A 26,764-nucleotide genomic window follows, 5' to 3' on the forward strand; every position below is an offset into this window, starting at 1 on the left:
TCACCATCATTTTTTCTCTGCAACACTTGGATTAACACTCGAACTCTCGTCATTCCTGTTGCTTCATATTAACTTTGCAAAGTTAATTAAATTCAATTGCCTGCACACTCGTTTGTCGGGCACTGTATAATCGAAATTAAAATAATCATTGAACTTGATGAGTTCGATGGACTCTGTAATCTAGTACCAATTGGTATAAGAGAAACTAGTCGCGCACTGGCCCTAGTACAAAATAAAAACGATGACTGAATTCTAGGGACGGAATATGAGTGTAAGTGAGAGAGTATTATGATAAAAGTCAATGGATTAACGAAAGAGTATCAGATGGGCGAATCGTCAGTTTTTGCCCTCAGAGGGGTCGACTTTACCATTAAACAAAATGAGTTTGTGGCGATCATGGGGCCATCGGGTTCGGGTAAATCCACCTTGATGAACATCATCGGCTGTTTGGACAAGCCTAGCTCGGGGAGCTATCAACTCAATGAACAAGAGGTTGCCAGCCTGGATGATGATGCGCTATCCGCGGTGCGAAATAAGGACATAGGTTTCGTGTTTCAGAGTTTTCACTTGTTGCCTAGAATGAGTGCGCTGCAAAACGTGCTGTTACCTTTACGGTTTGCAACGCCCCCCAATAACGATACCAGCTATGCCAATGAGCTCTTGATGCGAGTGGGCTTAGGTTCACGTCAAGATCATAGACCCAATCAGCTATCTGGTGGTCAAAGGCAAAGAGTCGCCATCGCGCGGGCTCTGGTGAACAAACCAGCTATTTTATTGGCCGATGAACCTACGGGAGCACTGGACAGTAAGACCTCGGTGGAGATCATGGAGCTATTCACCGAGTTGCATAAGGCGGGTCAAACCATCATCTTAGTAACCCACGAAGAGGAAGTGGCAGCCTATGCCCAGCGGGTGATCCGCATGCGGGATGGTCATATCGTAGAAATAGAGGAGCGTGGTGTCTATGCGGCCTAATTCTCATCTATCTTCATTGCTATCAAAATTTGTTTTGATAGCTGCATTTTTTTTGCCGGTTAATTTGATTGCGGCAGAGGAAGCCAGTCTCAGCACTGCAACTCCTGGTGTATCAGGCTCAGGCGTTGCCAACCTAGGCGAACAGACCTTGTTATTGACCGGGCAGATCTCCTCGGTGCAGTCTCAATCCTTTATGGTGCCGAAGGCCGGTGATGCCTGGCGTTATCAAATTCAGTGGATGTTGCCCGAGGGCTCAGTTGCCGAACCGGGTCAGACTGTGGTGATCTTCGACAAGAGCCAAATTGCCAATCAGATCGAGCAACTTGAGGCGAGTCTGCTGCGGGTCACAGCCGAAGAGCAGAGCCTGAGTATCGATCTTACCGCCAGTGTGTTGCAGGCCAAATTTGATGTTAAACAGAAAAAATCTGAACTCGAGAAGAATCAGCTCGATGCCGATGTGCCAGCGGATTATATCGCTGCTAAAAAATACGCTGAACATCAATTTAACTTGATGCTGGCAGGCAGCGAGTTATCTAAAGTCGAGCAGGCGTTAAAAGAAGTATTGGATAAACAAGCCGCCAGTAAGGCGCAATTAGCCATAGACCGACGCCGTGCACAATTAGAGCTAGCGCAAGCATTAAACGGATTAGAGCAACTCGAACTAAAGGCCAAGATAAAAGGCCCTGTGCTCTATGGTAGCGATCCCTGGAGTAATAAGAAATTTGCCGTCGGTGATACCGTACAGATTGGCCGGCAGATAGCAAGAGTGCCAGCGATGGAAGAGCTAGAGGTTGTCGCTTGGGTTAATGAGGTCGATGTCGATAAATTAGCCGTGGGGACTCAAGTGACACTTAGACTGGATTCCCAGTCGGCGAAGCCATTTACTGGCAGTATTAAAGATATCGGTCGCCAGGCGCAAAAACAGCCAGCCTGGGGTCAGAGTAATTGGTTCAAGGTTGAGGTGAGTTTTGAGGCCGATGAAGACATTAAGATCGTTCCCGGCATGAGTGTTTTAGTCAGTACCGGAGCCGTATCATGAGCAAGACATTTCACATCTCAGACCTATCGCGTCTCTTGCGGCCTTCGAGCTTAGTTCTTTCGCTATCCTTGCTAACGGCCTGTACCGGGGCGCCGGTGACTTCCGTGGAGCTAGGGGTGTTAAGACAGAGTATCGAGGCTACCGGAGAGCTGGTATCCGCCGATACCGTATCTATGAAGCCGCCTTCGATCCGTAGGGTGTGGCAATACCAGGTTAAGCAGCTCGCACCGGAAGGCTCTCTGGTTCAAGAAGGGGACATGGTTGCTCAACTCGATACCTCCGAACTGACTCAACGGCTATCGGTCAAAACGGCCAAGTTGGAAGCGACTTTGCAGGATATCGAAACGTCGAAACTGCGAAATGCAAAAAAGTTGGAGCAGCTGAGGCTAGATCTCGCCGAGGCTAAGATGAGTTTCGACAAAGCGGAGCGTAAATTTAAGCTGTCTGATGAAACTGTCGCGGTTATCGATAAAATTAAGTATGAGAAAGATGCTGTCATCGCCAAGGACAAGGTTCAACTCACCAAGCAAAAAATAGAGCTTGAAAATCAAAGTGCCAAACAAAGAGAAGCCATGTTAGAGGGGGATCGACAAAAGTTTTCCTCCGAAGTCGCAGCGCTTAAAAAGGGAATTGAATCCCTGACGTTAATCGCTCCCCGTGAAGGCATGGTGGTATACGGTAATGATTCTCAAGGCAATAAGATTAAGGAAGGCCAGTCTGTTTTTATGGGGGATGCGGTACTCAGTATTCCGGATCTGAATCATATGCAGGTGAACATGACCATACCTGAGGTCGAAGCGAGTCGGGTCAAGTTAGGTCAGCAACTCAAAATAAGACTGGATGCTAATCCTGATAAAGTCTTTTACGGGAAAATTATTGAACTCGGGGCTGTGTTTCGTCATAAAAATCAGGATGTGCCCCTAGTAGTGTTCGATGCGGTGGCCAGCATAGATGAAGCGGATACCGACTTGATGAGACCCGGTATGACAGCAAAGATTGCCATCGATATCGCCAATGAGAAGCAGGAACTCCTGTTGTCACTGGATGCCGTTCATTACGAGTCCGGTCAAGCTTATGTACTATTACCTGACTTATTTGGCGAGTCTAAGCAAGCAGTTACCATAGGCACCATAGGCAAAGAGCTGGTATCAATAAAGACCGGACTTGATGTGGGTCAGGAGGTATTACTGCCATGATGTTTAGTTTAAGAAATAGCTTACTGGTTTTTAGCTTGGTATGGATTGCGGGCTGTAGTCAACAAGCCAGCGACGGTGTACTCACCATGGATGTGAGCCGAGCCGACTTTAAGGTCGACATTCCGGCCACCGGAGAACTAGAAGCCAGCCAGTCGACCTCTGTGATCGTGCCGACGGGATTACGTGGCCCACAGTCATTAGCCTGGATCTTGGATAACTTCAGCCGAGTCAAAGCGGGGGATGTCGTCGCCAGAATGGATCCCACCCGCGAAAATTATCGCCTCAAGATGGAGCAGTTCGATTTTGACAAGTTGACGTTCGATAGTCAGATGCAGACAGAGAAGGACAAGACGATCAGTCAGACACTCTCAACCGGTACCAGAGTGACTAGCGAAGAAAAAGAATTAGCCGAACGTTTCTTCAGTGAAGATGAGCGCGTTTATACCAAGATAGAGATTATCGATCAGATGCGTAATCAAGACTATCTTGTCGCTAAGATGCATTATTTCGATTGGGGGCTAGATCAACATGGTGATCAGGCCGCTGCCGAGCAGGAGTTGATAAAGCTCAGGCAGAAAGGTCACTCGGCCAAGATAAACCGTTATGAGAGTAACCTCAATCAGATGGAAATCATCGCCCCTCATGATGGCTTATTTGTCTATCAGGCTGGATGGGATGGCTCGTTTCCCGTGGTTGGTGACATGATGTGGTCAGGTTTTTCCATCGGCCTCTTGCCCGATACCTCTGTGATGCAGGCGAAACTGTTTGTGCAGGAATCTGAGGCGGCGGGTCTCGCCATAGGAAAGACGGCGACCGTTTATCTGGATGCTTATCCGGATAAGCCATTTACCGGTAAGGTGACCCAAGTCGATGCTTTGGCTAAACCTAAAGAGAAGGACAGTCCGGTAAACTATTTCCAATTTACCATCAGTCTGGATAAAACCTTAGTGGCGATCATGCAGCCGGGCAGGCAAGTAAAGGCCCAGGTGCATCTGCTTAATCTGCAAGATGTGCTGACTGTACCTAATCAAGCTCTGTTTCAGAAAGACGGCCAATATTGGGTTTACCTTAAGACCAGTGCAGGTTTCATTAAACAGCTAGTGACGCCTGGGCGTCGTAGCCTGAATCGAACCGTGATCACCGATGGGCTGAACCAAGGCGATGTGATCGCACTTACCACGCCTCCAAAAAGGAGCCGAGTATGAGCTTAGTCAATGAGAGTAAGATTTATATCGAAGGGATTAAGCAAGCCTTCGATGAGATGCGCCACCACAAGTTGCGCACGGCTCTGACCCTGCTGGGGATGATATTTGGTGTCGGCGCCGTGATAGCCATGTTGAGTGTGGGAGAGGGAGCGGAGCGAGAAGCGCTGAAGATGATCGAGTCCATGGGGGTCCGAAACCTGGTGGTCAATGCCAGAACATCGGATGGCGAAGCGCTTAAATCGATTCGAGAGCACAGCATAGGTTTGAGCCTCAGAGATGTTGAGAGTGCCAAAGATACCTTACCCTTCGTGGAAAACTGGAGCGCCGAGAAGCAGGTCAAAACTTTCAGCTTATTTAGCCTCGAAGGCCGTAGTGATGCCCAAGTTAAAGGGGTGACGCCCAGTTATTTTGACTTGAGCGCCCTGAAAATGAGCGAGGGAGCCGCCTTCGATTCCAAAGATGAGGCCCATTATCGACAAGTTGCCGTATTGGGCCCGGAAGCTGCCAGAAGCCTGTTTCCACAGGGAAAGGCTATCGGCAGTGTGATCAAGATAAATCATCAGTGGTTCACTGTGGTCGGTGTGTTGACCGATGCCCAGAATGGTAAGTCAAAGATTCAGGGCGTCAAACTGGGTGGAGAGCGCAATGAGGTATTTATTCCTCTGGCCACGGCTCTAAAAAAGATGAATTTTAAGAGTCTGGAAGATGAGCTCGATGCCTTTAAGGTGTCACTTGCTGAAGGGGTCGAGCCTTCATTAGCGGCCAAGAGCTTGAGGCATCTGATCAGTCGTCGCCATGGCGGCGAGAAAGATTATGACATAGTGGTACCGGCGGACTTGCTGGCCCAACATCAGAAGACGCAACAGATATTCAATATCGTCATGGCTTGTGTGGCGGGGATCTCTTTGCTGGTGGGCGGCATAGGTATCATGAATATCATGTTGGCCACCATCATGGAGCGTACCGGAGAGATAGGCTTGCTCAGGGCATTAGGGGCTAGGCGTAAGGATATCGCCCGCCAGTTTCTTATCGAGAGTATCGTCATCTCGGCAACGGGCGGCGTCATAGGCATAGGTGTGGGCTTGTTGTTGGCGTTCGTGATCTCTTCCGCCGCAGGTTGGCCGGTGGCCTGGTCTCCCTTCGCCATAGTGTTAGCGCTGGGAGTGTGTATGACTATCGGTGTGGGTTTTGGCCTTTACCCAGCCAAGAAGGCGGCTAAATTGGATCCGATTGTCGCCCTGCAAAGAGATTAGCCTCAGCTGTTATGAGGCGATAAATCATAAGTGATGAGTCAATATACGGCCTGATATCGATATTCGATGCAGGCCGTTCTTATGTCTTACTTAACCAAATGCTTACATAGTATCAATACCCGATACACATAGGTGAATACGCTTTAAGCAGGTTTTTTAGCAGTGATTGAAAAAGCTTCAACAAGAGCGGTTAAGCCGTGCTTTATAAGGAAAAGGCTAGGTTTTCATGTATGCTGACGCTCCATTTTTCTGTCTGCGCTGCCAAGCTGCAGACCAAGAGCACCAGCTCGCCGACATAGAAGTCAGATATGTTTTACAACCAAGATATAGCCCTGCGTTTCCCGAAAGGTAAGTTTGCCATGTGGAGCGTCTACAGCTTCACTGGCGCTTCCATCTTAGCCTCCATCGTATTCTCCTTATTGCTGTTTCTGTCCATCGATGACGATCCAGTTATGCAGTTATTGTTTGGCGGCCTGGCGGTGATTTTTGAACTGGGTAAATTTTTTGCCTGGTATGAGGTGGGTGAGCGACATGCGAGACGTAACTATCCGGGCATGTTATCTGCGTTGGTTTTCTACATGGTGCTGGCCGCCATCTCTATCGGTGGCTCAGTGGGCGGTATTAACAGTGCCACCAATAAGGCACAGGAACATGTGAATGTGCAGCAGAGCAAGGTGAACGCTTACAACATGCAGATCCAGTCTATCGATGAACAGATCCAGCTCAATAACGTTGCCGCCGAGAAATACATTCAGATGGAGCGTATAGCCACAGGGGTGACCCGCATTCAGAAAGAGAATAATAAGCTGAGACAGGAGCAACAAGCCCTGGCGATGGAGCGAGATAACTTGCCTGTAGTCAGTCAGGGTTCTGTCATAGGCTTGATCGACAGTTTAGCCAGCTTCTTGAACATTCAGGCTAGCACGGCTCAACTCGGCCTGGTGGTCTTTCTCTCGGTACTGTTAGATTTCTTCGCCGCCTTCTTCGTCGGCCTCATCGGCGAGGAGAATCGTTTTCGCCATCAGTTCCACAACATGAAGCCACTGACCATAGAGGGATTTAGCCCGGCAGAGAGTAAATCACCCGAGTTACTGTCACATTTTGACGATGCTGACATTGTGAATGAAGCCGAGAAAACGCCCTATGAACAGGTGCTGCAGGCATTAAGTCTGAATCGGGTGAATTGCAGTAAACGGGCGGTGAGCAAGTACTTAAATTTCTCCAATGACGAGGTGGATGAGATTTTCAAGAGGCTGTTTGATGAGGGCATAGTCAGCAAGAAAGCCAATAACCATTTTCAGTGGCATGGAGTTGCCAAGGCTGAGATTGAGGCTGAACTCGCCTAGCAATGACATGTTCAATGAAAAACGGCAGGGCGCTAATGCGCACTGCCGTTTTTTTATCTATTGTTAAACTACTCGTTTATGGTGTCAGCTAGGCTGAGGCCTTTTACTCGTTGAGCTTCTTCATTTACACAGGCTCTTTACTCCGCTGAGGCTCTCTCGCCAACAGGGGCCTGGCCGCGCCGGCGAAGAAGATAAACAGCAAGACGAATAAGGGCAGCAGATACCAGTAGTCATCCTCTTCTTGCTCACTAGGTTTTTGCACCTGCTCCAGTTTCTGCCCGCTGACTTCTTGTTTAGCCTTGGACGGATTAGTCTGTGCTGGCGGCACCGCCATGGCTGGTGCCAGTGGCGCTAGGCCAAAGCCTGCGCCTTGTGTCTCGACAAATTCGGTAAACTTATCGTTGTCGGTGACGACATCGAAGCGATTAGCGAGACTGATATAGGTTTCCAGCATCTTCTTCAGCGTCGCCTCATCGGCCTTCCAGTAGTCCTTGCGATTGGCTTCCAGCATGCGCTCCAACATTTGCGCCAGAGCGTGGGCATTATTTTCCTCGAAGAAGGCCTGCATATCCAGCTGGTACTTGTCTTCGACGTAGACCTCGAATATCGACTGCCAATGATCGTCCCGCACCAGCTCAGGGGTCATCACCTCCCAACCCCAGAGGCTGTTGATACGATCCAGTATGGTGGTAGCGCCAGCATAACCTGACTCCTGCATGGCTTGGATCCAGCGAGGATGCAGGTAACGGCCGCGCATCTCGTTGTTGAGGAAGCTGGCCATGGTCTGGGTCTTGATTCTATCCTTACGGCGTAAGTTACTCACGTACATTTCAGGTGTTTTGCCGTCGAGTTTACGGATAGCCTGACCCATGCCGCCGAAATACTGGAAAGGGTCGTCATTGGTCAACAGGGCATAGAGGTTGGTCGAGCGGGAGAATATTACCGCGTCGGTACCGGATAACACCTTGCCATAGAGATCCACGTCCTCTATTTTTTCGCTCCAGCGGCTCTCATCCTTGCCGTAGGCATAGCCCATACGTTTAAGGTAACGCTCGCTCATGGCATCATCGGTTTCCCAGCTGCCTGAATCCAAGGTCTGATCCGCTAGTCCCGTGCCGTAGTTGCCCGAATCGTTAGAGAAGATTCGGATACTGGAGAGATAATCCGCTTCCTCGGGCGTCTTGCCCTGATCCTCAAGCTGTTGTTTCAGTGCTTGTGAGTGACGATAGGCGAAGTTATTGTCCTCCTTCATCTTGGCTATGGTGTCGATGGCGTCGGCCATCCATAACATGACATTGGGAAAAGCGTCACGATAGAGGCCTGTCGCCGATACCACCACATCGATCCGCGGGCGCTTGAGCTCACTCATGGGAATGACCTCTATACCTATGACATCATCTTGCTCATCCCATTTGGGCCTGATGCCGAGGGCATGGAGGATCTGCGCCTCTAATGCGCCATGATGACGCATGGTTTCAAGGGACCAGAGAGAGAAGGCCAGTTTCTGCGGGTATTTACCATGCTTTTCTCGGTAATCAGCCACTGTCTGCTCTAATAAGAACACGCCAGCCTCATAGGCTTCTTTCGATGGTAATTTAGCCGGATTGAAACCGATAAGATTGCGTCCGGTAGGCACAGATTCCGGGCTACGTATAGGATCGCCGCCATATGACACGGGAATATACTTGGCCGACATAGCGGCCAGCAGGTTTTCTGTTTCGGCAATCTTGGCAAAATTATCCCAATATTGTTGCGCCGTGGTGAGCCAGACGTTCAACTCATCGCTTAAGCCTTCGAGTTGTTGTCCCTGAATGTATGCCTGTAGCAGTTGAAAACCAGCTAAGGCTTCTAGATGAGTCACGTTTAGCCTGTCTTTTTGCTCATCAGCGGGCAGCGTCAGGCCGTGGTCTTTTTCGTAGGCTTTGGCCGCCTTGGTGAAATCATCGCCCAACATCTGCAGCATGGTGCTATACAAGTGCTGCTCTTTTGGTAGTAAGCCGAAGGTATGAACCCCAAGCGGCTGAGCCTGCTCGGCCATCTCGGTGAGCTGATCTTGGAGTCGGGTCAGGTTCTGGTCGAAGTCACGGTCAAATTCTTCCCTGTCCATGGCCATATCCTTTAACAGATTGAGCGCTTCGACTTTCTTGGTGATTCTGGCCTTGGTATTCTCTCTCGTTTGTCCTTCATCTAACAGACGATAATTCGATAGCAGATCGTTGAGTTTAGCGATATCGGCATACAGGCCAGCCTTGGCAAAACCAGGTGTCAGGTGGCTGATGGTGGTTGCCCGACCACGGCGTTTTGCCTGCATGGCCTCACCGACATTATCTATGATGTAAGGGTAAAATACTGGCACATTACCCACGGCCAGGTTGGGGGAGTCATCCACTGACAGGCCACGTTCCTTACCCAATAGCCACTCCTGTGAGCCATGAGTCCCTAAGTGGATGATGGCATCGGCATTGAATATCTGCTTGGCGTAGAGATAGATAGCCAGATATCCGTGGTTTATCGGCGTCTTCATGTCGTGATACAGGGAAGAGTGTTCACTTATGTCGTTGCTGCGCCCACCCTGTGGCAGTACGATTAGATTACCTAGGTTCATTCGCGGAATGATGAAGGCCAGTTCACCATTTTTAGTGGTAAGCATGGGGCTGTCTTTGGCCAGTCCCCAGCGGTCGTTGATGCCTTTTTGTACCGATTCAGATAAGTCTGCGAACCAAGCTTCATAATCGGCAAGGGGCAATAGGTCGGCCAGGTCTTCATCCAGTAAACCACTGGCGTCTTCGTTGCGATAGTAGGGACGCAGTAGCTTGCCTGCCGCCTCGATGATCTCCTTGGCAGGTTTTGGGTTGACGTTATAACCGTCTTGTCTCATCGCCTCGGCTATTACCTCGAGTGATGCGGGAACGTCAAGAAATGCGGCACCTATGTTCTTCTCTCCGGGAGGATAGTTCCAGATAAACGCGGCCACTCGCTTGTCTTTATTGGCCGTGATGGCGAGTTTGGCATGCTTGACGGCGCGCTGGATAAGCGCGTCCATCTGCGCCGGCATCACTTGTTTATTGCCCTTGTTATTGGCGGTTATGATGACAGGATCGATACTGCCGGTGTCTTCGGGCATAACCAGAAAAAATGGGGTTAAACCCGGTGATATACCCGATTGAGCCTGTGAAAACTGCTCGCTGTCACCGTCAACATAGTTGAGTGCATGTATCACCGGGATGCCTAACTTCTCAAATTCATCGCGGCGTTTCTTAACATAATGCAGTGAGCGATAGTTGATCATCAAGTTAGCGCGTACTTTCCCATTGTTATCTGTCAACAAGTCCGTGTATTTTAGCTTGGTCTCCTTATCGTCGTAGAAGAAGGCGAAGGCCCGTTGGCCCTCAGCTTCTATGCCGTTGATCATGGCATCGATGACCTCTTGCTGTTCATAATCGATAGCAGAGCGGTGAATGCCTATGGCGATAACGGCTTGTTGCTCTGTGGGGGCAAGCCAGGTGAAGAATGCCTGCTCCTCATCGGTTAACAAGTCAGGATATTGGGGATGATACAGGCCCGTCACAGGGGTGATGGCAGGTTTATCAGCCTTTATCTTGCTGATATTTAACACATCGCTGGCGATATAAATCATCAGGTTTTTGTAGTTTCTGCCACCGGCATGACGAAAGTAATCTGCTAGTCGCTGACTCTGTTCATCGGCAAGGTTCTGATTGAATGTCTCACCCTCGAGATCGCCCAGAGAGACAATTTTCAACTTGGGAAATTGTTTGGGTATGGCTTCGAACTTCTCGAACATATACTCAGACAACGCTGGATTGATGCCATCTAGCATCACCAGATCGGCGCTGCGCCATTGCTCGGCTATCTCTTCATCTGACTTGCCCTTGGTGACGAGTTGAATGAGTTCGAATGGCTGTTCTTTTGCCAGTTTGGTTAACAGTGCCTTCTTGGGCGCCGAATTATAATTCGACATCACCATGAGCACTCGTTTGGCACCGGTTTGGGTGTCTGCTGATGTGTCTGCCTGGGCAAGGCCGGGAAAACACATGAATATCAGGATTAATACGCGTAGAAACATGAAGTTATCGCTCGCTTTATAGCTTGTTATTTGTGACAGTTTGCTTATCTGAGGTGGAACTGGTGCCGTCTTCGGGGACATAGATCATCGAGCCGTCGGCCATCTTATAGGCGATGCCGGCACGGGCACCTTGACCGCTGCCAATATTGCCCGATGATTTGTACTGTTTGATCTCCTTACCTTCCTTGACGATGATCTCCATGTTGGGTTTGCCGGCGTTCTTCACCACAGTGACATTTTCTGCGGAAAATGTGTTCAACGGGTTCTGTGCGATGGCAATCAGCAAGGCGGCGATCAGCACCAGAAAAACATCGATCAGGTTGACGCTGGACAGGATAGGGTTGAGCTCTTCGTCTTCATCTAAGAAACGCACTTTCACGCTCCCCTTAGCTTGCGGATATTAATCAGCTCGGCGGCGAACCAACGTTTCTTTACCGATGCAGGCCAGAAGGTGAGGGTGGCGATGACCAGACCCCAGATCACCGAGGCGAAGGCGATGATAAGACTTTCGCTGATCCCTTGAATATTACCATCGGCAAGGGCCTTGAGTGCCGGTCCCATGGGAATCATGGTGGCGATGAGTCCCAGCATGGGTGCGACTCGAGTGACGACACGTAAATTTTCAAGCTTCTTAAGGGCGAAGATTTCTAGTTCATCTTCACAGGCATTTGGATTATTAACGAAATAGTTATGTATGGGATAACCCGAATACCATTTTCGCTCTTTAATCTGAATCGTCTGCCTATATCCCTGAGCATTCTTACGTCTGACATAGAACAAGCCTGCGAATCGTCCTATGGCATAGATGGCATAGATCAATAATAAGACGATACAAATAAGTACCGGTGTCATCAAATATTCAGACAGGTTAGCGAGTAGCCCTTCGAGTAAGGCGATGTTCATGATTTGTGGTTCCTGTAAAAAATCAGGAATAATATAGACATACAATATCAATGCAAACGCTTATCGATCTCATTCGCGTTAACGTGATCAACATCATATTAACGCATGTTTCTTTGTAATCTAAATGGTAATCATTATTATCTGGGTGTATGGTGCTGGCCTTTCGCAATTACAGCATGATGTTTATGAAATTATTACCCATTTCAATTGCCGTTATTACCAGCATATACAGTGGCTTAGCATATACAAAGGTCGAACCTACAACAAATAGTGAACACAAAAAAGACAAGATGGAGGTGATCAAGGTTGTAGGCACCCGTCTGGAGAAACCTCTAACCGAAATATCGGGTAGTGCCGTGGTGATCACAGCAGCAGATATTGAAAATTTGGTGGCCACCGAACTGTCTGATCTGTTTAGAAATGAACCCGGCGTCTCAGTGACGGGCTCTGCGGGCACACCTCAGAACATCACCATTCGAGGGATAACAGGTAATCGCATCCTGATGATAAAAGACGGTGTGCGCATGGCCGATGGTTATGGTGCCAGTGACATTAATGACAGTGTCGGACGATTTAACTTCGATCTCGATGATGTTAAATCTATCGAGGTGGCCAAGGGACCCGCATCCTCATTCTTCGGCTCGGGAGCCTTAGGGGGGGTGGTGAAAGTCGAGACTAAGGAAGCGGCCGATTACCTCTACCATAAAGATTATTATCTGGCATTAAAAGCCTTATACAGCGGCGTTAACGAGCAGAAAAAGTTATCTGTCACCGCAGCTACTAAAGCATTCGATATTCCAGTTATGTTACGTGCGAGTCAATGGCAGGGCCATGAGCAACAGAACTATGCCGGTACGCGATCCCCTGCCGATATCGATGGCACCAGTATCTCCTTCAATACTAATCTTGTCAGCAATCAGCACTGGCTATTGAGCGTCAATAGTGACTGGCAAAGTCAGACAAAATCGACACACGGGGCGCCGGGCTCCGTGCCTCAGCCTGATGGTGCTTGGGATGTGGAAAAGCGCAACAGAGATGAAGAGCAAAGCTCAATGGTGCAACAGATCAAGATGCAATACTCACCAGAGTCCTTCATCTTATTCGATAACCTATCGGGCCAAATTTTCTATGGTGAGACTGAAAACGAAAATAAAGTTAACGATCTACTCACACGTACATTTCTTAACGTACAAGAGCGATACCGTAGATACGAGAGTAATGAAACGTTTAAAGAAAGCACCTATGGCTTCAGCGTCGATATGGACCTCTGGACTGAGTTAAATGGCATGGAACATAATTTCCTCTATGGCATAGAAGGGCAGAGCCTCAATCATTCTCGCACCAAGGAGCGTAATAAGATTGAGAACGGTAAACAAACCTACTGGTCAAATCAGCCTTTTGCCGATGCCAGCACAGATTCATTCAGTGTGTATATCTCAGATGATATTAGCCTGAGTGATAACTGGGGACTGCTACTCAGCAGCCGCTATGACAGAAATAGCCTGACACCAGAACAAACTGAAATATCAAACATTAAACTGGAAGACAATGCTTCAGATAATGTCTCTTCCAGTATCTCGCTAAGCTATGATCCTGGTGAAGATATAAGTGGCTATCTTGCCTATTCACAGGGTTACCGCGCCGCTCCTTACGACAAGGTCTATGGCAGCATTCCTCACCTGTTTGCCTTCCCGCCGTTTGAGATCATCCCCAATTCTGATTTGCATGAAGAAACCAGCGAGAGTATCGAGCTGGGCATGCGCTGGCAGTGGCAAGATCTGGATATAGCGGCGAGTTATTACTATAGCCAATTCGATGGTTTCATCGATTGGATCGAGGTTGGACTCCGCATGAGTGATGGCGTATTCGAACGTCAATTTGTCAACATCGACAGTGCCAGTTCTTGGGGCGGCGAATTCAACCTAGATTATAACTTGACTGAAAATCTGGACGTCCAGTTTCAAATGGGCTGGGTTGATGGCAAAAACAATGACACCGATGAGAAGTTACGCACCTTGACTCCACTGGAGGGCTCAGTTTCCCTCAACTATCAATACGACAATTTACGTCTTTCGGGTCTGGTCAATGGAGCGACCGAGATGACCAATGTCACCACCTGTGTCGATTCTCGTACCGGCCCGCAGGATTGCCCGGCACCTGCTGGCTGGGTGATTGTCGATCTTGCGGCTCAATATGAAGTCTACGCTCACTTCAAAGTTAATCTGTCGATTAAAAATCTACTCGATAAAGAGTATGTGCGCTATCAGGATGTCGCTGGCACGTCAGGCTACCAGCCCACTCAGCCAGGCCGCACTTTTAGCGCCTCGGTCTCTTATAAATTTTAGGTGAAGTATGAAACATCATTTTAAATTAGCGGCTGTAGCCCTGCTCGTTAGCGGTGTCTGCGGTGCCAGTGAGTTACATTTTCTGGATCCCTTGAGTCCCACACAGATAGAAAATGCCGAGCAGGCCAATGATTATTTGGGCGATGAGTTTTCAAGGGAGCATCTTCTTGCCTATGAGCGCCGCGGTGTATTTGGTCATTACTACAGTTTCTATCCTCTGATAGATGGGCTACCGGTATTTTCCGTGGTGGATGCTTTAGCGGTGAACCGGGCTGGCATGCCGTTTCGCTACTATCAGGCGTCTGTTACTTCCTTGCTATCACTCACTTGGCCTGAGTCTGAAGTTGAACCCGAGTCTAGTGTCATTGCCCAGGCTATCGGCATCCAAGCGGATAATTTCGACATCCAAGGCTTGGCCAAAGGTTGGTGGTTGACCGAGGCGTCGGGCATTGAGCCCGTGTGGCAGGTGAAGGTCAAACAGTATAAACCTGAGGCGACATTCTCTTTCTATGTCGACTTAGATCATAAACAATTTTTGGGCAAGGAGCGCACGGTTGAAGCTTATCTGCCTGACTTTACTCCCGGTGATTTGCTCACTGGCAAGAGTCTCAAGGCGCTGGTATTCAGTCCCGACCCTAAGACTAAGCTGATGGATGAGAGTCTGGAGCAACAAGCTTTGACCGAGACCTTGCCAGACGCCGCCTATAGCCGAGTCGAACTGCAAGATCTTCAGGCTGTCGAGGCTGGCTTCATGCTGAGCGGTCCCTATGTCAAGGTGGTGGACCTGGCCGAACCTGTTAATCCATCTCCCTTGCTGACAGGCGACATTGAGTGGCGCCGTCATGATGATGAGTTTGTCCAGGTCATGGCTTATTATCATCTGGATAAGGCTCAACGTCATCTGCAGAGCCTTGGTTATGAAGGCACTAGCCAGATATTTTATTCGCCCATCGAGGTGGATGCTCGTGGTGGCACTAACGATCAGTCGGCATTTTCCTTCCTCGAGAATAGGATCTTGCTCGGTGTCGGCGGGGTACCCGACGGTGAAGATGCCGATGTGATCTGGCATGAGTTCGGCCATGGTTTGTTGCATTTCATCAATAATAGCGATAAGGGCGGTGACAGTGGCGCCATAGGCGAAGGCTTCTCCGATTTCTACGCCGGAGTGCACAGCTTCCGGGATCCTCAAGGCCAAATTTTTGAGCCTAATGTCATGTTTAACTGGGATGCTCGGTTCGGTAATCGTAAACCCAGAACTTTAGATGATCAATCGGCTAAATATAATCCTAATTATAACTATCCGGCTCACCAGTGGGTCAAAGATACCTTAGGCGATCAGCTCTGGTCGACCCCTCTGTTTCAGGGGATGCGCCGGGCGTTCGAAAGCCATGGCGATGAGGCTATCGATGATTTTGAACGCATCGTTATCGAAGCCATGTATGGCATGGGCGCCGGGGTTCGTATGGATCAGCTCGCTCTATCGACACTTGACATGGCTGCGCGTATGCATCCTGCGAAAGATTATGCCGCCATCTTGCAACAGCAATTTGATAAGCATGGTTTGATCTTAGATCCCATCGAGTTAGTTATCTCCAGTGTGGTGAAGCAGCAGACAGGCTCAGTACCGCTAAATCTTTCCCTACAAAATCTTGCGGTGGCAAAACTTGAAGATATTAGCTTCAGTTTCTCTGACTTACCCGAGGGTGTAGAGGTGAGTGGTGATATGACGCCAATGACTGAATTACTCGCTGGTGATACCAGGGCGATAGATGGACAGTTTACCTTAGCGCTTGGCAACAACTTAACTTGCGGTCAGAAGATCACATTGCCCGTCGATGTGCATTATACCAGTGATATCGCTGCGATAAATCACTCCCGCCTCGCACTTGGTGTGACCATCGGCGAGGGAGCTCATCAAACGGCCACAGGCACAGGCGGAGACTTGCTCGATGCCACAGCCAATGATGTCGGTTTGACCAAGGAGATGGGGGTAAACAACTTCTATCTTGACTTTAGTCAGCCAGATTTAAAGGTTAATCAAGACCTTACACTGTCTCTTCACATCGAGCATGCCCAACTTGACCAGCTCAGCATCAAGCTTATCAGCCCTTCGGGTCTGCAGGTCGATATCTGGGACCGGGGTTATTACCCGCATACGAATTTCGATTACACCTTGCCAAATAGTGTGGCCGATATCGACTGGTCCGCAGTCATAGGTGAAAGCCTGACGGGCGAGTGGCAGCTGCAGATCATAGATCACGACGCAGGTAACAAGGGCAAGCTGCTTTCGTGGGGCTTGAGCCAGGTGAGCGAATACACCTGCAGTCAGCCAGATGTTAATCCACAACCAGATAAGAAACCCGATGAAAAAACTAAAGATTCAGGTGGCAGCCTAGGCTGGACACTTTGGATGCTTTGTTTCGCTTTTATTACACGACAATATGGAAAAATGGAGAAGTAGGACCATGAAAATAAATCTAAGCCCGCTCTATCTCGCACTAGTTTGTGCCGGATTAACCGCCTGTGGCTCGAGCGATGACTCGACCACTACACCTACTATCGAACCAGCTAAGGTTTATAGCGTAAGCTTTGCTGCCGATGCCAATATTGATGGTCAGATCTGCGCCGATGGTAATCAGAATTTCGTCTGTGATGTGGGTGAAACCCAAGCCGATATGACGGCCGGCGTAGCGACGCTGAGCAGCGAAGATGTTGCTGTACTCAATAATTACTACATAGTGCAGAGCCAAGATGCCGGCAGTGATAAGCCCATGATGCGCTACCTTGCATCAGCGGCCATCGCCGATAAGAGTGAGGTGACACTCAATCCGGTTTCCAGCATGGTGTCAGGTCTTATGCTTAACGGCATGACACAAGAGAAGGCATTAGCTTCGATAGCTTCAAGCCTAAACAAGCAGTTTACGCTTGAGTTGCCCACTGATGCGCGCTTGTTACAGCATCATGATGCTTTGACCGATTTTAACCCTAAATTTGACATCATGTGGCAAGCGATAGGCGCTAAGGCGGCTCAATCGCCGGCTTTACTGGCCGCAATGAGCCAGCATTTGGCCTCTTGGGCTGGCATGACTGACGAGGACATGCTCGTTTTTGCTGAAGATATTATCGGTTACGCCAGTCAGCTAAATTCGGTTTATCCCATGACAGACACAGGGATCACCTTGTTTGCCGATGGCACTTCATTCGCTTCAGATAGCCGAGATGAGCAGTTTGCCGGACAGGATGCCGACTATGGCCTGGATAAAACCAACAATGATAACAGTGACGGCGCTGCCGGTTTCAGTTATCAGAAACTCGATGCTAAGGGCGAGGCGTTGGCCGCCGATGCTCAGCTGTGGAGTTGTGTTAAAGATCTAAATACAGGGCTTATTTGGGAGAATAAAACTGCCGATGGCACAGGTGTTCAAGATAAAGACCGTCTCTTGGTCTATATCAAGGATGAGCGGGTTATCACCCAAGGTGAGATTGATGAGGCGAGTTGTGATGATGCCAGCGGTATCTGCACCACATCTCAATACCAGACTCATCTAAATGAGCTGGAAGATAAACAAGGTTTGTGCGGCGTTAAAGATTGGCAACTACCCAGCTTCGATCAGCTATACAGCCTGGTCAACTTCGCGTCTACCGATTCAGGTAGCGATGATGTGCAGATGGCAGTCGATATCAAGTTTTTCCCTAATACGGCGGATAATGATTACTGGAGCAGTACGCCTTCGGTAGAAAATTATGCCTCGATGGATCAGTCCGCCTATATGTGGACCTTAGGTTTTAACCGCTGGTATATGGGAGCTACAACATCTTACTCATACTGTGTTAGCCAAGATGATTGTGATTATCCATCAGCCTTGCCAGTCCGTCTTGTCGGTGTTAAATAAGAGAATTAGGGAACTATAATGAAAAAATTACTATTAGCGGCGGCGATAACCCTGAGCTTTTCAGCGACGGCAGTAGAGCAAGCCTGTGAAATGAGTTTCGACGCGACCACACCGACCGCAAGATTTATCGATAACAATGACGGTACGGTGACAGATCAAGCCACTAAACTGATTTGGATGCGTTGCTCAGTAGGCCAAACCTGGAACAATGAGACTAAATATTGTGACGGCATGCCTGTGACTGTCTTCTGGCAAGGAGCGCTGCAAGCGGCCGACAACGCCAGAACTAATGAGGCAAATAAGCTATATCACTTCGCTGGCCAGGATAACTGGCGTGTGCCTAACATCAAAGAGCTGGTTTCTATACGTGAGCAGCGCTGCGTGCATCCTGCGATGAACAGTGTGATCTTCCCTAATGTTGATGCGATTGCTCAGGCTGAGGGCGGTTATTCCTACCTTTGGTCATCCACTCCGGTCATTGCCGATGAAGGGATCATGAATTTGGATGTGACCGCCGGCGCAGTGGTGGCCAGTGCCTCTGTCGTGGATTATGCCCGCGGTGTGCTCTTGGTTACCGACTCGGAGTAAGGAGTTAACCAGGGAGCTAGATTAATGAAAATGATAATTGAGTTGTCAGTAAGATATCCAATAATTATTTTTATGGCATGATGTGAGTGAGTCTCATACTTTTATCCTAAACAAGAGAAGGCTCCCCTTGACAGCTTAAGGTCAAGGGGAGCCTTACTTGGTCTGTATTTAAAGCTTTTCGAGGTGTAATTTTAACTATTTACGTATGATGTCATACAGTGCCGGATAAAACTTCATCCCTTCGATACGCTTCTGTGTTAACTCTTTTCTCATTTTCGATGTTGCTGCCTTGAAGGTTTCGATGTTTTCCCATTCGGCAATATTGATTAAATGAAACCTTGCATTGGGCTGTATAGATTGGTGTAGCTCGGTGGAGACATAGCCGGGTTGTTGTTGCAGAAAGTCTCTTGCAGCTTCCCAGTACACGATTGCTTCGGCTTCTTGTCCCTTTGGTACTTCAAAAGGGTTGATGAGTATGACATTTTGCGCCATGGCTGTGGTGGGGAGTATGAGCATCAGGATACTGATTAGTAAGTGTTTCATGATATTTCCTTATTTTATTGATTGGACTAGATTAATTGAGCTGTGTGGGTAGGTTTGGGTGTTTACCACCAAGAACGATATTTTCTATGGCAGTTACTACATGTAGAGTTTGCTTTTTTTAATGCAAGCTTTGCTGCATGAGTATCTTTTTGTAAAACCGCATTGTTGAGTGCGCGAAAGTGGCTATCCATTAGTGCTAATTCATTTTTAAATTTAGCGGGGGTGTTCCAAATTTTTTGCTTTGCCCTGCTGTTTTCATGGCTCCCTTGTGGAAATAAGTTGCTTAATGAGGAGGATGCTGCAAGCAGGGTGTCGGTATTAGCTTGCAGTACCGGCCAGGGAATATCGTCACTCTTAAGATCTATTTTTATTTGCTCATTGAGATCCTCTATTTGAGTAAATGATGTTTTACGCTCTTCTATTTCATGCTCAAATTTTCCCACTTCAGCAATAGCATTTGGCGAAAGCGTTGCACAGATAATGATGATGCTAAGACTGTATTTCATGTTAATGGCTCCTCTATATGTTGAAACTGCTGTATTGAATCCAGACAAGTATTTTCATGCCTGGGGTATGGACAACAATTTACACGACAATCATTGCGTGCGCAACTGTTGCCGTGTAAATTATTGTCATTGATTTGTATTAAGGAATGTGAAATGAAAGTTTGGGATCTACCTACACGTCTATATCACTGGCTTCAAGTTGCCCTGATTATTGGATTGTTTGTAACAGGTTATCAAGGTGTTGGAGTTCATGTTTCCTTAGGGTTAGGTTTAGTTACTCTACTAATTTGGCGAGTTTCCTGGGGAGTGATAGGCAGTGACACCAGTCGGTTTTCTTATTTTGTCCAGTCTCCCAAGACCGTATTAAGATATTTTAGCGAGCAGAATCAAGAAAAACCTGGCCATAATCCGGCCGGTGGATGGATGGTAATACTCATGCTGGCTATTTTATTATTCCAGTGCTTAACCGGTTTAGTGATTGCGGGTTTGGTAGAAAAAATACCGTTTTCTGATATTTGGCTGACCGATAGAGTCGTCGAGAGTCTAATCGGATTTCATACATCCTTAGCGGTATTGTTACTTGTGGTAATAGGCCTACATTTGATGGCTATTCTCGTTTACAAATTACGCTCGAAGCCACTGCTTTGGGCTATGGTGATTGGCGTACAAATCCGAGCGGAGCAGGTCGTATTAAGCTTTGAATCAAATAAACGCGCATGTGTAGTGTTAATTGCTTCGGTATTAGTTACCATTGCAATAGTTGCACTGTCATAATATGTTCGTGAGAAAATAATGAGTATAAAGTTTGAGCGTAAAGCCAGCTTTGGATGGTTAACAAATGTTATTGCCAATAAGGCTGCAAGAAAGTTTGAAGAGCAGCTAAAAAAGCAGGGATTAACTCTGGCCCTTTGGCCAGTTTTAATGTGTTTGTTCGAGGAGGAGGGGATAACACAGAGTGAGATCGCCAGAAAATCTATGATAGAAAATTCAACCACTACCAGAACACTGGATAAACTGGTGAAATTGTCTCTGGTTGAACGCAGAAACGATCCAAATAGTCGTCGAAGTTTTCGGATTTATTTAACTGAGAAAGGCCGAGCGTTAGAGAGCCAGTTATTACCTATCCCTATCGCGGTGAATAAAGAGTTATTAGCGCCACTAAAGGCGAGTGAACAGAAAGAACTGATACGCCTATTACAGAAGTTGGTCAACTAGCCATCTCTGCACATATCGGGCTAAGATAAATATAAGGGTTATTGTTGAGTGAATGACTCATCAATAACCCTTTTTATTTTAATCGCTCATCAGGATTCAGATAAATCAGCCTCTATGATGTTGTCGGCGTAGCTTTGATAGGCGCCTTGAAAGTCCCTGGCCATGGCATCGGGGAAGAGATGAAAGTCTCCAGCTTTTAGGGAGGTCACTATTCCTTCGGCCACCACACTGGTGGGCTCGGCTATTTCTGTCATGCCACCTTGCGCCGCCATATCGGTATTGATAGGGCCGGGGTGGACACTCAATACTGTAATTCCTTTCGGTGCCAGATTCTCTTTTAAGCCTTGGGTAATCGAGTATGCAGCCGCTTTCGAGGCTGAATAGGTGGTGAGCGCGCCAAAGTTTTTAATGGAAGCTACCGAGTTGAGTTGCACCAAAGCACCTGGTCCATTCTTCTCGAGTACCGGGGTAAATGCCTGAGCTATGCGCAGCAGGCCGAAAGCGTTTATGTTGAGTTCTTCGGTTAATGATGCTTCTGCATGTTCATCTAGCGGTCCGGCAATTTTCAACACACCAGCGTTATTCACAACCACTTGTATATCTGTAGCCAGTTTCGCAGCAGCCACGATAGATTCAGGTTTAGACACATCGATCAGCAGAGGTGAAACCTTAACCCCATACTGTTTCACTAGCTCGTTAGTCGAATCGAGATCGCGCACCGCCAGATAGACTTTCTTCGCGCCGTGAGCCAGAAATGACTCAACGATAGATTTGCCTATGCCACGGTTCGCACCAGTAACCAGTGCCACTTTATTCGCTATATCAAAACTCATCTTTATCTTCCTTTTCATGGTTTTTAAATTGGGTTTCATTGTGTACCGATCGGTACGGTTGAAATTATACTTACCGATCGGTACAATATTGTCAAGAACCAAGGTGATTTTTATTTATATAAGTGAGCAGAGGCAGATATGGCTTCCGGTAGAAAACGTAACTTCGATATCGATGCTGCCTTAGAGCAGGCGACCTTAGTATTTTGGCAGAAAGGCTTCGTAGGGGCGTCCATGACAGATCTGACTCTAAGCATGGGGATTAACAAGCCTAGTCTGTACTCGGCGTTCGGCAATAAGGAGGAGCTGTTTGTTACTGCGACAGAGCATTATCTAGCTAAATATGCCACGCCCCATATTGAAAAGTTGCAACAGCAAGATCTCAGTATCAAGCAGCGTCTGTTAAATTACCTCTTGTCTGTGGTAGAGATGCATTGTGATATCTCCCTGCCAAAGGGTTGTTTTGTTTCTCTGTGCGCCGCGGAATCTGCCAGTCACGATATGCCCCAGAGTGCCATGGATGCCATATTAAAGATCCAAGGCTCTCATCAAGTTTTCCTGATCGAATTTTTCAATAAAGAAAAATCTCAAGGCAATCTGGATCTGGGCTTCGATGTTGAGGCCAACGTCAATTACATCATGACCTTTATTCATGGCTCAGCCGTACTAGCCCGCTCGGGAAAAACACTGGATGACCTCACTCAGGCCGTCCATGTCGCCGTGAAGGTGTGGTGATTTGACTGTGATACATGCAGGCATATAAGGCCAAGCTTGTTAGTTTATATTCAGGCTGCTTTAGCGACGAACAATTATTCAAGGAGAGAGTATGAAAATCATAGGAATGATAGGCGGCATGAGCTGGGAGTCTACGGCCAGTTATTATCAGGCATTAAACCAGGGCATAAAGCGTGAACTCGGTGGATTACATTCGGCAAAAATCGCCCTCTATAGCGTCGATTTTGCCGAGATTGAACGCCTGCAACATAAAGGCGAGTGGGATAAAACCGCCGAGATACTGGCCGAAGCTGCGCGCTCTGTTGAAGCCGCGGGGGCAGATTTTTTCATGATCTGTACCAACACCATGCACAAGGTGGCTGAAAAAGTGGAGCAAGCTGTTGAGATCCCCTTGCTGCATATCGCCGATGCTACTGCCCATAAGCTTATTGCGGATGGGCTCAAAACAGTTGGGCTATTGGGCACAAAATTTACCATGGAGCAGAACTTTTATAAGGGACGTCTGACCGATAAGTATGGTATTGAGGTATTAACGCCAGAGCCTCAAGATAGAGAGATTGTTCATCGGGTTATCTATGAGGAGCTATGCCTTGGCAAGGTGAATCCACAATCTCGCCTGTCCTACCTGAAGATCATCGAGAGTCTTTATGTTCAAGGAGCACAGGCGGTGATTTTAGGTTGTACCGAGATTGCGTTATTAGTTGGCCAAGAAGATACTCAAGTTCCCTTGTATGATACGACGGCTATACACTCAGAAGCTGCGGTTAAAAAAGCACTCTGTTCAGCATCAGCACCCAAGTGAATCATGCAGTCTTTCCGGCATGCTTGTTGGCCGAAATCTGACCGCCCCGTCCTAACGTACAGCTCGGAAGTTAAATGAACTGAATATTAATTAACGCTTGATCGATATGGGCATCTGCATCGCTTGCAGCTAATAAATACAGCTTCTCTTTGATTAATAACATATTTTCAAAGATATTATTGAGTTCATGGTGATCAAGTTTATCTTTCGGTAAGGATAAACCCAAGCAAAGTGTGCCTTCATCTAATCCAATCCAGCTGCTGCCTAATAAGTCTCGCTTCATGTTCATGCTTAACCAATAATTAATATCATTGGCATTGAGCGAAATATTAAGGTGAGTATACAAAGTAAAGGTATCTGACATCTTTGAACATTCCAGGACCCATAAACACTCTTGATTATCAATGATTTCAATAGCATCTGACTCGGTGGGTATATTAACTCCCCATAATTGAGCAAGCTCTGTTAACACCGTTTCAAATTTCAACTAGACACCTCATCGGATTCAGTTTTACCTGTGATTATTAGATAACTATCGGTGTTACATGTTAGGCAACATTCGGTTTAGGCCAATCATTTGATCGTAAAAAAGCATCCAGTTGTTTCTTGGCTGGTGATGCAATACTAAAGGGGCCAAATTGGTAACTTTGGCTGGCTGTTTGTAATGACTCGATTTGCTTAGCTACAAGGTATTTAAACCAAGGCTTGGTTGAAAAATCTTCCAGTTTCATCTCCACAGAAGATGTCGATATTTTCTCTTTCAGCTCTTTGAGCCGATGAATGGCCATGGTCTCAAAAGTAAGACGGTCAGATTCGCTTTGGAAACCTTTTGGATGGAAAAAGTTAATAAGTCGGCTTCTCCAGTTTTGTTTGGGTTTTAACAGCAGAGTTTCTAGATTGTTTAGTTTGTCCATGACCTTATCAAGATCAATATCTAACGGGTTAATGCCTAAGATTTTACTATTGGCTACCTCTGCTTTATTTGGCAGCTTTTCAACATGAAACCCAATATTTTGGTTTAGTTGTGATAAATGACGATCAAATTCTGCAATTTTCTCTTTGATCGCACGGTTACTGGCAATAATGTCATCAAAGTCAGCAAGGCTGTATATTTTATCGCTGTCAAAGAGTGCGCTATGGGCTAGGTGTGTATTTGGTGTTGTTTGTGTAAACGTAGCGCCTCGACCTCTAAATTCAGGCTGTCGTTGTAATTCGTTATCCTTGTCTATGGCATCAAGCTTATTCGCAGCCTCAAGCAAAGATTGTTGCAGCCCCCTAGCTTGAGAATCAGCGGTGGGTAACTCTTTAACATAAGAGGAGTAAACCTTGGACAGAGTGTCTAATTGCTGCAGCAGAGAAGGAAGTTGACGCTGCTTTTCAGTGGCTAATTTTTCCTTTTCGATCGGATCTAGTTTTATTACTTTTGGGGGCTCTGTCGTTGTAGGGGATGATAATTTATGCTTCAGAGTCACTTTTAATGTTATCGGGATAAGTTGTGATAGTGCTCCGAGTTTTGCACTTGTATTGATATCAAGAAGTTGACCAAGAGTGGTATTCTTACCAAGTGCCTTCTTAATCAGTTTTCCTAACGATCCATTAGGCGCATGGTTCTGTGCTAGTTGATTGAATATAATGGCAAATTCAGCAACAGTCTTTGGTAGGGCTGGGAGTTGATAGCGACCTTCTACACATGTCATCGATAGATCATTGGCATAACTTTGTGCATATTTACCATGCTCAGTGCTGGAGCTAGCATAGGTATTAAACAGAGACTCAAACTCTTGCTTTACTGTGGCATGCTGGTGTTGATAATAGTTTTGCAATGCTGTTGTGCTAGTCTCTGTATCTTGGGCGGTGTGCTTTTTCGCCTCACTTCGACGTGGTATAAACTCTGATTTAAAATCAGTGACGTCGTGTTGTGGTGCCGATTTTTGGGTTGCTTTTGCGCGATTAAAATGCATGCCTTTACAGGTGGGGAGCGTTAAAGCAGAGCCTATAGACGCTAATTTTGCCGATGCAGCCTTTGCGCTTTTGATTAGCCCTTTTTTTGAGACGATATCTCTATTTCCGCTTGAAGATATTTCTATCGTTTTATGAGAACTTGGAGTTACTGAGATAGTAGGCATAATCGACTCCTTGGAGTATGCATTTGATATCGAGGACCAATGGTAACGCTGATATCCAGTAGAAACCTTCCAGTATTAGTCTGTTTTTTTTATACTTGTGTCGCAAAGTGTTATGGATGGCTAGATAGCGATTAATTAAGACCCAAAGTAACCTATTTCAAAAGTATTTTATTCAAGCATAACCAAACGGAAGTTTGGTTTTTTTGATGTCTTATTTTCAAGGGCATGAGTTGAAATTAACTCATGACAGAATATTTGAGTATTGTTTGGCGTAACAAGTGGGCGGATTGATACAACAATGAATTTATCAGGCAATCTGACTCTAGTAGGTACAGGCCATCTAACAGAGAATAATTTTGGATGTCTTGGTTATATTAGTGTGTTTAATGCGTCTGAGTAGAGATAAACTTAGCAGCACTAAAATATATAGTTTTATTTACCCAAGCACCTGTTTCTATATCCTTGAGTGATACGGTTAGACTAAAATCATTTTTTGGATGCGGTGTTTCAACGTCGAAAACCAGCAAATATTCTAACCAACCTTTTTTATAACATTTTTCACTTTTATTACTATTTTTGTCTGGGACTGTATGCGGTACGTTTGAATCTATAACTTTCCATTCAGTATGCACATAATTACACTCTGGAATTGGATCTCTAAACTTGACCTCTTTCACTTTTATAGAGCTATTTAATTTAGATTTTAAAGGATGAAATTCCATTTTACCCTTTTCCCCTCTTAATCTTAGCTCGATCATAAAAGGAGTTTTGCCCACATCTCCGTAAAATGGCCCTTGTTTATCAACTGACACAAAAAATAATTCAAAGTTCTTTTCTGTAGTAATAGTATTATAAGGGGTTACTGTTAACTCAACGTTTTCAAAGGTAAAACGGCCAGAAACATCTTGGTCATAATACGTATAAGGTTCATCAGTTTTAACAGTTTTCTTAGGATCTAACTTTGCCACACTACCTAATTAATAATTTACGTTGGCACATCCTGAAACGGTACTAATAAAGAGAAGGAACAACGAGAGTTTGATAAATTCCATTTTAAACCTAACGCCCTGCTCTAGGGAATCCCCAGATAATTTCTTTTGTTTTCAAAAGCTAGACACACATGGTGCAATTTGATCTAATCAATTTCGCCAAAAACAAACCAGATAACAACACCATGCGC

General features: G+C 46.7%; 23 protein-coding genes. 14 read left to right on the forward strand and 9 right to left on the reverse strand.

Annotated elements, in window-relative coordinates; all coding sequences use genetic code 11:
• The first annotated feature begins 288 nt into the window (after positions 1-288).
• From FS373_RS03915 to FS373_RS03940, 6 genes are all read left to right on the forward strand, one after another.
• Positions 289-975, forward strand: a complete 687-nt coding sequence (locus FS373_RS03915; RefSeq protein WP_152829062.1) for an ABC transporter ATP-binding protein — start codon at positions 289-291, stop codon at positions 973-975.
• Positions 965-2,014 carry an HlyD family secretion protein gene (locus tag FS373_RS03920; protein ID WP_144047019.1) on the forward strand — a complete coding sequence of 350 codons (1,050 nt, stop codon included), beginning with the start codon at positions 965-967 and terminating at the stop codon, positions 2,012-2,014. The genes FS373_RS03915 and FS373_RS03920 overlap by 11 nt, the downstream gene beginning before the upstream one ends.
• Positions 2,011-3,210 (forward strand): efflux RND transporter periplasmic adaptor subunit, encoded by a 1,200-nt coding sequence (locus tag FS373_RS03925; protein WP_194165814.1) that lies wholly within the window; start codon positions 2,011-2,013, stop codon positions 3,208-3,210. Before FS373_RS03920 ends, FS373_RS03925 begins: the two co-directional genes overlap by 4 nt.
• A complete protein-coding gene (locus FS373_RS03930; protein ID WP_416221752.1) occupies positions 3,210-4,415 on the forward strand; it encodes an efflux RND transporter periplasmic adaptor subunit in 1,206 nt (401 codons plus the stop codon). Before FS373_RS03925 ends, FS373_RS03930 begins: the two co-directional genes overlap by 1 nt.
• Positions 4,412-5,668 carry an ABC transporter permease gene (locus FS373_RS03935; protein WP_144047017.1) on the forward strand — a complete coding sequence of 419 codons (1,257 nt, stop codon included), beginning with the start codon at positions 4,412-4,414 and terminating at the stop codon, positions 5,666-5,668. Before FS373_RS03930 ends, FS373_RS03935 begins: the two co-directional genes overlap by 4 nt.
• A 308-nt stretch (positions 5,669-5,976) precedes the next feature.
• Positions 5,977-7,014, forward strand: coding sequence for a Preprotein translocase subunit SecY (locus FS373_RS03940; RefSeq protein ID WP_144047016.1), 1,038 nt, complete (start codon positions 5,977-5,979; stop codon positions 7,012-7,014).
• Positions 7,015-7,138: 124 nt separating this feature from the next.
• On the opposite strand, the gene cobN is transcribed toward FS373_RS03940, so the two are convergent.
• Genes cobN through FS373_RS03955 form a run of 3 tightly spaced genes read right to left on the reverse strand, consistent with a single transcriptional unit; the run spans position 7,139 to position 12,001 of the window.
• Positions 7,139-11,098: a cobaltochelatase subunit CobN gene (gene cobN, locus FS373_RS03945; RefSeq protein ID WP_227992536.1), complete on the reverse strand. Its 3,960-nt coding sequence runs from the start codon at positions 11,096-11,098 to the stop codon at positions 7,139-7,141.
• A gap of 16 nt (positions 11,099-11,114) precedes the next feature.
• Positions 11,115-11,471 (reverse strand): DUF2149 domain-containing protein, encoded by a 357-nt coding sequence (locus FS373_RS03950; protein WP_185976847.1) that lies wholly within the window; start codon positions 11,469-11,471, stop codon positions 11,115-11,117.
• Between the two features lie 2 nt (positions 11,472-11,473).
• The gene (locus tag FS373_RS03955; RefSeq protein ID WP_144047014.1) at positions 11,474-12,001 is read right to left on the reverse strand and encodes a MotA/TolQ/ExbB proton channel family protein; all 528 of its coding nucleotides are present in this window, start codon (positions 11,999-12,001) and stop codon (positions 11,474-11,476) included.
• A 185-nt stretch (positions 12,002-12,186) separates the two neighbouring features.
• On the opposite strand from FS373_RS03955, the gene FS373_RS03960 reads away from it, so the two are divergent.
• Genes FS373_RS03960 through FS373_RS03975 form a run of 4 tightly spaced genes read left to right on the forward strand, consistent with a single transcriptional unit; the run spans position 12,187 to position 18,827 of the window.
• Positions 12,187-14,346: a TonB-dependent hemoglobin/transferrin/lactoferrin family receptor gene (locus FS373_RS03960; RefSeq protein WP_194165815.1), complete on the forward strand. Its 2,160-nt coding sequence runs from the start codon at positions 12,187-12,189 to the stop codon at positions 14,344-14,346.
• A gap of 7 nt (positions 14,347-14,353) precedes the next feature.
• A complete protein-coding gene (locus FS373_RS03965) occupies positions 14,354-16,807 on the forward strand; it encodes a proprotein convertase P-domain-containing protein (protein ID WP_152829065.1) in 2,454 nt (817 codons plus the stop codon).
• Between the two features lie 4 nt (positions 16,808-16,811).
• The gene (locus FS373_RS03970) at positions 16,812-18,239 is read left to right on the forward strand and encodes a DUF1566 domain-containing protein (protein ID WP_194165816.1); all 1,428 of its coding nucleotides are present in this window, start codon (positions 16,812-16,814) and stop codon (positions 18,237-18,239) included.
• 18 nt (positions 18,240-18,257) lie between these two features.
• Entirely contained in the window at positions 18,258-18,827 is a 570-nt protein-coding gene (locus FS373_RS03975; RefSeq protein WP_144047009.1) for a DUF1566 domain-containing protein, read from the forward strand.
• Between the two features lie 195 nt (positions 18,828-19,022).
• Here FS373_RS03975 and FS373_RS03980 read toward each other — a convergent pair whose 3' ends face one another.
• Positions 19,023-19,370 (reverse strand): antibiotic biosynthesis monooxygenase family protein, encoded by a 348-nt coding sequence (locus tag FS373_RS03980; protein ID WP_144047008.1) that lies wholly within the window; start codon positions 19,368-19,370, stop codon positions 19,023-19,025.
• A 62-nt stretch (positions 19,371-19,432) separates the two neighbouring features.
• Positions 19,433-19,876: a c-type cytochrome gene (locus tag FS373_RS03985; protein ID WP_152829067.1), complete on the reverse strand. Its 444-nt coding sequence runs from the start codon at positions 19,874-19,876 to the stop codon at positions 19,433-19,435.
• Between the two features lie 153 nt (positions 19,877-20,029).
• Here FS373_RS03985 and FS373_RS03990 point away from each other — a divergent pair, with 153 nt between their 5' ends.
• Both FS373_RS03990 and FS373_RS03995 read left to right on the forward strand, forming a co-directional pair.
• Positions 20,030-20,650 carry a cytochrome b/b6 domain-containing protein gene (locus tag FS373_RS03990; protein ID WP_152829068.1) on the forward strand — a complete coding sequence of 207 codons (621 nt, stop codon included), beginning with the start codon at positions 20,030-20,032 and terminating at the stop codon, positions 20,648-20,650.
• An 18-nt stretch (positions 20,651-20,668) separates the two neighbouring features.
• Positions 20,669-21,091 (forward strand): MarR family winged helix-turn-helix transcriptional regulator, encoded by a 423-nt coding sequence (locus FS373_RS03995; protein ID WP_144047005.1) that lies wholly within the window; start codon positions 20,669-20,671, stop codon positions 21,089-21,091.
• A gap of 89 nt (positions 21,092-21,180) precedes the next feature.
• Here the strand turns inward: FS373_RS03995 and FS373_RS04000 are convergent, their stop codons facing one another.
• Positions 21,181-21,924 (reverse strand): SDR family oxidoreductase, encoded by a 744-nt coding sequence (locus FS373_RS04000; RefSeq protein ID WP_152829069.1) that lies wholly within the window; start codon positions 21,922-21,924, stop codon positions 21,181-21,183.
• Positions 21,925-22,062: 138 nt separating this feature from the next.
• Between FS373_RS04000 and FS373_RS04005 the strand changes: the two genes are divergently transcribed.
• Together FS373_RS04005 and FS373_RS04010 are read left to right on the forward strand one after the other, a co-directional pair.
• On the forward strand, positions 22,063-22,656 hold the full coding sequence (locus tag FS373_RS04005) for a TetR/AcrR family transcriptional regulator (RefSeq protein WP_144047004.1): 594 nt from the start codon (positions 22,063-22,065) through the stop codon (positions 22,654-22,656).
• 91 nt (positions 22,657-22,747) lie between these two features.
• The gene (locus FS373_RS04010; protein WP_152829070.1) at positions 22,748-23,458 is read left to right on the forward strand and encodes an aspartate/glutamate racemase family protein; all 711 of its coding nucleotides are present in this window, start codon (positions 22,748-22,750) and stop codon (positions 23,456-23,458) included.
• Between the two features lie 70 nt (positions 23,459-23,528).
• Here the strand turns inward: FS373_RS04010 and FS373_RS04015 are convergent, their stop codons facing one another.
• The 3 genes from FS373_RS04015 to FS373_RS04025 all read right to left on the reverse strand — a co-directional run bounded on the left by FS373_RS04015 (position 23,529) and on the right by FS373_RS04025 (position 26,552).
• Positions 23,529-23,945: a CesT family type III secretion system chaperone gene (locus tag FS373_RS04015; RefSeq protein ID WP_144047002.1), complete on the reverse strand. Its 417-nt coding sequence runs from the start codon at positions 23,943-23,945 to the stop codon at positions 23,529-23,531.
• Between the two features lie 61 nt (positions 23,946-24,006).
• Positions 24,007-25,584 (reverse strand): hypothetical protein, encoded by a 1,578-nt coding sequence (locus FS373_RS04020; RefSeq protein ID WP_152829071.1) that lies wholly within the window; start codon positions 25,582-25,584, stop codon positions 24,007-24,009.
• A 383-nt stretch (positions 25,585-25,967) separates the two neighbouring features.
• A complete protein-coding gene (locus tag FS373_RS04025) occupies positions 25,968-26,552 on the reverse strand; it encodes a hypothetical protein (protein ID WP_152829072.1) in 585 nt (194 codons plus the stop codon).
• Between the last annotated feature and the right edge of the window lie 212 nt (positions 26,553-26,764).

It is taken from the genome of Shewanella sp. YLB-07, from assembly GCF_009377275.1.

What these genes read in the sequence shown, in the direction of transcription:
- FS373_RS03915 (WP_152829062.1), top strand. Translation starts at nt 289, where the DNA reads ATGATAAAAGTCAATGGATTAACGAAAGAGTATCAGATGGGCGAATCG.
- FS373_RS03930 (WP_416221752.1), top strand. Translation starts at nt 3,210, where the DNA reads ATGTTTAGTTTAAGAAATAGCTTACTGGTTTTTAGCTTGGTATGGATT.
- FS373_RS03935 (WP_144047017.1), top strand. Translation starts at nt 4,412, where the DNA reads ATGAGCTTAGTCAATGAGAGTAAGATTTATATCGAAGGGATTAAGCAA.
- FS373_RS03985 (WP_152829067.1), bottom strand. Translation starts at nt 19,876, where the DNA reads ATGAAATACAGTCTTAGCATCATCATTATCTGTGCAACGCTTTCGCCA.
- FS373_RS03960 (WP_194165815.1), top strand. Translation starts at nt 12,187, where the DNA reads ATGAAATTATTACCCATTTCAATTGCCGTTATTACCAGCATATACAGT.
- FS373_RS04005 (WP_144047004.1), top strand. Translation starts at nt 22,063, where the DNA reads ATGGCTTCCGGTAGAAAACGTAACTTCGATATCGATGCTGCCTTAGAG.
- FS373_RS04010 (WP_152829070.1), top strand. Translation starts at nt 22,748, where the DNA reads ATGAAAATCATAGGAATGATAGGCGGCATGAGCTGGGAGTCTACGGCC.
- FS373_RS04020 (WP_152829071.1), bottom strand. Translation starts at nt 25,584, where the DNA reads ATGCCTACTATCTCAGTAACTCCAAGTTCTCATAAAACGATAGAAATA.
- FS373_RS03920 (WP_144047019.1), top strand. Translation starts at nt 965, where the DNA reads ATGCGGCCTAATTCTCATCTATCTTCATTGCTATCAAAATTTGTTTTG.
- FS373_RS03925 (WP_194165814.1), top strand. Translation starts at nt 2,011, where the DNA reads ATGAGCAAGACATTTCACATCTCAGACCTATCGCGTCTCTTGCGGCCT.
- cobN (WP_227992536.1), bottom strand. Translation starts at nt 11,098, where the DNA reads ATGTTTCTACGCGTATTAATCCTGATATTCATGTGTTTTCCCGGCCTT.
- FS373_RS03970 (WP_194165816.1), top strand. Translation starts at nt 16,812, where the DNA reads ATGAAAATAAATCTAAGCCCGCTCTATCTCGCACTAGTTTGTGCCGGA.
- FS373_RS04000 (WP_152829069.1), bottom strand. Translation starts at nt 21,924, where the DNA reads ATGAGTTTTGATATAGCGAATAAAGTGGCACTGGTTACTGGTGCGAAC.
- FS373_RS03980 (WP_144047008.1), bottom strand. Translation starts at nt 19,370, where the DNA reads ATGAAACACTTACTAATCAGTATCCTGATGCTCATACTCCCCACCACA.
- FS373_RS03990 (WP_152829068.1), top strand. Translation starts at nt 20,030, where the DNA reads ATGAAAGTTTGGGATCTACCTACACGTCTATATCACTGGCTTCAAGTT.
- FS373_RS03995 (WP_144047005.1), top strand. Translation starts at nt 20,669, where the DNA reads ATGAGTATAAAGTTTGAGCGTAAAGCCAGCTTTGGATGGTTAACAAAT.
- FS373_RS03965 (WP_152829065.1), top strand. Translation starts at nt 14,354, where the DNA reads ATGAAACATCATTTTAAATTAGCGGCTGTAGCCCTGCTCGTTAGCGGT.
- FS373_RS03940 (WP_144047016.1), top strand. Translation starts at nt 5,977, where the DNA reads ATGTTTTACAACCAAGATATAGCCCTGCGTTTCCCGAAAGGTAAGTTT.
- FS373_RS03955 (WP_144047014.1), bottom strand. Translation starts at nt 12,001, where the DNA reads ATGAACATCGCCTTACTCGAAGGGCTACTCGCTAACCTGTCTGAATAT.
- FS373_RS03975 (WP_144047009.1), top strand. Translation starts at nt 18,258, where the DNA reads ATGAAAAAATTACTATTAGCGGCGGCGATAACCCTGAGCTTTTCAGCG.